This window comes from Pseudomonas sp. CBZ-4 (assembly GCF_000346755.1).
Taxonomy (GTDB): Bacteria; Pseudomonadota; Gammaproteobacteria; order Pseudomonadales; family Pseudomonadaceae; genus Aquipseudomonas.
Genome location: NZ_ANNV01000121.1, coordinates 1 through 5,232 on the forward strand (window position 1 = coordinate 1; position 5,232 = coordinate 5,232).

At 44.3% G+C, this 5,232-nt stretch carries 5 protein-coding genes; all 5 read right to left on the reverse strand.

Translation table 11 applies throughout. The features are described from left to right. Positions 1 to 133 precede the first annotated feature (133 nt). The 5 genes from B348_RS0116540 to B348_RS0116555 are packed head-to-tail and all read right to left on the reverse strand — an operon-like array spanning position 134 to position 4,486. Positions 134 to 1,048, reverse strand: coding sequence for a hypothetical protein (locus B348_RS0116540; RefSeq protein ID WP_017737182.1), 915 nt, complete (start codon positions 1,046 to 1,048; stop codon positions 134 to 136). After that, positions 1,045 to 2,043 (reverse strand): HEXXH motif domain-containing protein, encoded by a 999-nt coding sequence (locus B348_RS0116545; RefSeq protein ID WP_017737183.1) that lies wholly within the window; start codon positions 2,041 to 2,043, stop codon positions 1,045 to 1,047. Before B348_RS0116545 ends, B348_RS0116540 begins: the two co-directional genes overlap by 4 nt. Before the next feature lie 17 nt (positions 2,044 to 2,060). After that, complete coding sequence (locus B348_RS0116550; protein WP_017737184.1) at positions 2,061 to 2,969, reverse strand: acetamidase/formamidase family protein; 909 nt, start codon at positions 2,967 to 2,969, stop codon at positions 2,061 to 2,063. Continuing rightward, positions 2,956 to 3,558 (reverse strand): ATP-dependent Clp protease proteolytic subunit, encoded by a 603-nt coding sequence (locus B348_RS1000000131070; protein WP_081609253.1) that lies wholly within the window; start codon positions 3,556 to 3,558, stop codon positions 2,956 to 2,958. Before B348_RS1000000131070 ends, B348_RS0116550 begins: the two co-directional genes overlap by 14 nt. 19 nt (positions 3,559 to 3,577) lie before the next feature. Then, on the reverse strand, positions 3,578 to 4,486 hold the full coding sequence (locus B348_RS0116555; RefSeq protein WP_017737185.1) for an FkbM family methyltransferase: 909 nt from the start codon (positions 4,484 to 4,486) through the stop codon (positions 3,578 to 3,580). Positions 4,487 to 5,232 lie beyond the last annotated feature (746 nt).

Here is a 5,232-nt window from a genome sequence, read left to right on the forward strand (position 1 = left end):
TCCACCCACACCGCCAACACCAGAATGCTGCCCTTGACGATCATCTGCCAATAACTGTCCACGTCCAGCATCGACATGCCGTTATTTAACCTGATGATTTGAATTTTTCGCAGAGCAATAATCTGGACTGTATTTATACTTGTCTTTTTTGATTGTAATGAAGTCCGAAAAGTACTAGAAGTGTTGAATTTAGCAGTGTCATAAGGATTTGCAGGTTGTTAGTTTTATCTTTCAGTACTAATAGCGTCACCAAGAGTGAGGCGGCAGGTGCCAGGGAAATTCCTATCGTTATGGTGGCTGCTCCCAACGTATTGATGGCGCGCTGTAAAGATATTTGAGTTGCAAAAACAAAAATGAAAGAGAAGATGAGTATGTCGATAATTTTAGTGGTGGTCGCTGCGAACAGGCCGTTGTGAAAACAGATGAAAGCGCTGGCGGGAAGTAGAAGTAGCGCTTTGAACGTATTGATTTTTAACGGTGGCTGATTCATCTGGCTAAGTTTTTTTGATATTAGGGTGTTGGTATAAATAGAGGCTCCGCATGTTAGGGATAATGCTGCTCCAATAAAAATCAAGGTGTCTGTTGGCTTCGGTGAATGAATTGATGAGTCCGCTCCATTGAAAACTGCAGCGGCAGCGATCAATAAGGCGGCTATAGCGAAGAATATACCGAGTGCTCTAGGTTGCGTTTGCGCGCTAAGCGATAAAATAAATGGTCCAACCGAAACCGCGACCATTGAGGCCGTCGTTGGAGCGAGAAATTTAAGCGAAAAATATGCAGAAAACCAGTTGATTAGAGTTGATAGGTTAATGAGCACATACAGCAGTGTGGTGTTTTGGGTTGTCTTGTGACAAACGGGTGGGCAAATCGTTTTTGTGTTCTCTAATTTTAATAAAGAAAAAAACAAGCTGATGAGTGATCCAAAGAAAATGAGTAACAGTGGGTTGGTGTCTATATACAAATAGTAGGCGACGTAAACCATTCTGGCCCCATCGCCTAATAGGAAGAAAGCAAGTGCAAGCCATCCCACAGCGCAAGACTTGCTCATATATTAAGTTCGCAACGCTTTACCATTTCCACGCATCCCTCGAAGATTTTTCTACCATAAATAGTGAGCTCTGCATTTTTTGAGACGATTTCGGCAGTTTGGGAGAATTTAATTTTGAATGAGGCAGTATTTCCTCGTTCGTTGTAATTGGTTCTGATGTTGGAGAAGTCAAGGGTATGCGGTAAGTTGCGGTGAACGCTGTCAAACACGTAGATTGTTCGGGCAAGTACGAACATCGCGTGAAATATGGCGCTCAATGGACGAGTGTCATGCCTGAAAGGTGTGAAGTAGAGCGTATCGTTATGGTTAGTGAATATGGGGTCAGCGGTCCAGTGCGCGTATAATAAATTGTGGGCTGCTTCGTGTACGACATGCTCAATAAATCTGGATACGTCGTCCCCTACAATCGCCTGTCCAATATAGATTAGGCCTAGCGTATTAAAGTTTGATCCTGCCCTGATGTTTCCAGACTGAAATATCCGTATTTCATTGATGATAAATTCAATTTCGTCATAAAGTGCGGGGTTGGACGCTTTGATGATGGTAAGTGCTGACTCGATCGTTGATTTTGTTGGTTTGTGTTCTTCGGTTGAGTCAAATGCGACAGGTAAAAAATGATCGTTTTCATACGTGGCCTTTATGTCTGAAAGTATGGTCTTTTGATAGGTTGACTCCTGCAAGTCAGGAGACTTCAAGAAAGGAAGTATTGATAGGTTTTCGTGGTGTGAGTAATTGTCCGTGTTAAGTATCTGTAAGGCGAGAGATCTGTCAATGTCTTTTCTATGGGTGCAAAAGCCTAAAATCAAATGATGGGCGGCAAAGAAAAATGGTGGCGCCTTTGGGTGGTCTTGAAGTTTGTTTATCAAAGACGAAAAAGGATAATGGGTTAACTTGTTGGTCTCTAATAAGTAATCAAAGCTATCCCATAGGCGCGCTGAAGCGTTTGAGAAAAGTGATTTTGCTAAATTTACGTCTGGGGTTACAAGGATGTCCATAAGTGCTCCTGCGTATTTCATAAGAAGTATCGTGAGTCGATACCTATCGCTACAATGTTAGGGGTGCCAAGTTTGATCAGCTTTAGTCGGCTGCCATGCGCCAGCAGTAGTCTAATCAGGTCGTCATTGACGCCCTGGGATGTGAGTGCTTCGTGCCCTTGTGAAAGAGCTTTTGTTATGCCTTCTTCAATCGTTGGAGCTACACCGAAAAAATAGACGCAGCCCTCTGCGACAGTGTGCAAGCCAGCATGTATTGGGTGGGTGCAAATGTTCGCTGAAAAGGTTATTGCTGCTGTGACTTCTATGCCGGAGCCACCCACCTCTCCATCGGATTGACAATAATGCACATCCCCAAAGTAGAAGACTGCATTGTTACCGATGATGGGCAAATAAATTACAGCCCCCTGTTTGAAGAGCTTACAGTCAAAGTTGCCACCGTACTCATCGACGTCAAGCGAGGTCAATGCCTTTACGCCTATGGGGTCCGCACACCTCAGGCACCCAATCATGAGGTTTTTTTTTAACGAGATTTCAGGTTTGATCTGCTTCCCTACAATCGGATTACAAAAATGATCTTCGAGTTTCCAGAAAATTATGGGCTCACCTAGCACTGGCTTTTTAAGGCGTGGTGTTAAATGGCAGGGTAATGGTCCCGATGATGAGAGTCCAATGTTTCGAGTGTGCACGATTTGGTGAATGGTGATCGCAATCGTGCTGCCATTGTTTACGTTGTCTAGCGCGTACGGCCCAGAGAGGGGGTTAAGATAGTCGCTGCATTTTTCGAGATTTTCGTCATGGCCCAAGTTGTCGATAGTGTGTATTGTGTATGTTTTGTTCTGCTTTAGTTTAAAGGTGTTATCGGGTTTTAATTCGAAGAGTGAATGGTGAGTTGTTTGGTTGATGTGTTGCGGCTTACTGTATTTCATGTTCTGAGGTCACTATTTTATGTACGAGTCCATAGGCCAAGGATTCTTGAGCACTTAGCCAGAAATCACGTTCGGTATTTAATTCGATAGTCTCGATTGTTTGGCCTGTAGCGTCCGAAAATATTTTGTTTAGCCTCTCTTTCATGCAGTTGATTTCTCTTGAATAAGCATCGAAGTCTTCGGCTCGTCCGTGAAAACCACCCGAAGGCTGGTGGAGCAGGAAACGTGTATTAGGTAGGGAATATCTATTTTCTTTCTTTGCCGCTACAAATATTAACGCGCCCGCACTGGCCACCCATCCAGACCCTATGGTAATAACTTTGGGTTTGATGAATTTTATGGCGTCATATATCATGTCACCTGACTCGACATGTCCTCCTGGTGAGCTTATGAAAACAATTATTGGTTCATTATTTATGTGGGCTAGCGCGTGAAGTTGTTTTACAACTTCGCGGGCAAGGGTGTGGTTGATTTCTCCTGTTATGAATATTTTTCGTGAATCTATTAAGCTTCTTTCTATTTTGGATGAGGTGTGGTCGGGTGGAGGTTGGAGCTGTTCGTTTTTGTCGGAATCTGGTCCAGTGTTCATTGGTGAGGCTCTCGGTGTGTTAATGGAAGTTTATTTTTTGTGCCAGGTTGCTTAAGTACTCATTTTCGTTATTGCTGGATTTAAGAGTGATGTTGGCGGACTCCGAGATGCTTGAAGTGTATTCGGCGAAGTAGGATGAACCGAAGAGGTTGTCGTGTTTTTTTAGACAGTGAGCGGCAAAGTCGTATGACTGATACAGGCAGTGAAAAATGCAGGCGAGTTTTAATAACTTTCCTGGGGCGCTCCAGAATGCAGTGTCAGTCATGTCGTGAAAGTAAAAAGCATCTGCCCATAACCATTGGTTTATGCCATTTATTGGAGAGTGATTCGTTTCGATGTCTCTAGGTGATCTGGTTCCGTAGCCGGTGAAACAGTGAAAGTTGAACTGGTTGTTTGCTAAGAAATTGTCGACTTCTCTGAAAAGCGGCTGCCCGATGTATTTTTCTACAAAAGCCACTTCGATATGTATTCCCAAAAGAGCACTTATGTTCCTTTTTCCGTGCCGTAGTATGTCAAGCTCTGCACCTTGGACATCGATGCTGAGGAAATCAAAATTATCCGATGGAAAGGCATCATCCATTTTCACTACGTCTACGCAAGTGCGGTCCGTGATGGTGTAAAAATACGCCATTCCAGAATATTGGGACAGTATTGCCATGTTCGGTTTCAGTAGCGATGAACAGGAAGGCAGGGTGCAAATATTAAACATCGATTTTCCGCCGGTACCTAGAGTGAGGTTCATGACTCTAGTGCTCGGCACCTTTTCCAGAATCGAATTCGTGCTCGTGTCTGGGTCGACGGTGGTTATTTCGCATAATTCGTCCGTGATCAAGTTTTCATAAATTGGTTTTTCTCCAGGGATCGCTCGCGCGCCGATATCAATAATATTTATTTTTTCGTCGCCTAACCATTTTTTAAGTTTGTCCATCTCGCACTCCCGGCTGAAGGGAGGGCAGCACCCAGTAACAGCGTACTGCCCGTACTGTCATGGTTTTGTTGGTTAGTTTACGACGGCCAATACAACTTTGCTATTGGCGCCATTCAGGCTGAATACTTTCGATAGATCGACTTCGTTAACAGCTTTTTCGTTGCTCATAACGTATCTCCTATTTTTCAGTATTGGGTTGCGCTGCGCCATTTATCTATAATCCCAAACTCGATGTCGGTCAAAGATTTTTGACAATTTCCGAAACGTCCTAGGAGTGCTTTGATTTTTGAAAGAATCTTCTTACTTTTGCTGGTTTTTCCTACGGGAGGGTCGGAAGTGGCGTTCATACTATTCGTGGGCTTAGTGCTGATTAAGATAGTGCGCGCCGTTTGTAGTGTTTTATTTGTATAAAGCCAAATTACATTTGGTGCTCATTGGCTTTTTGGATACAGGCAAGCTCTTTTTGCCTTCTTGGTCACAGATGCGAGGGCCAATCGGTAAAACCAGTAATGCAAAAAGCCAGAGGCCGGCGATAGCGGCCTCTGGCTATTAATCATATTTATTCCAGTTCTAGATAGCGGGGGCAGCCAACATCTGAATGACTGATCCACCGCTTTCGGCCAAGCCCGCTCCCACATGGGTTCTATGGTGTTCAGGCGAATGGGGTGCACCGATTCAGCGCCGGCCGGTGCGCGTACTCACATCCACCCACACCGCCAACACCAGAATGCTGCCCTTGACGATCA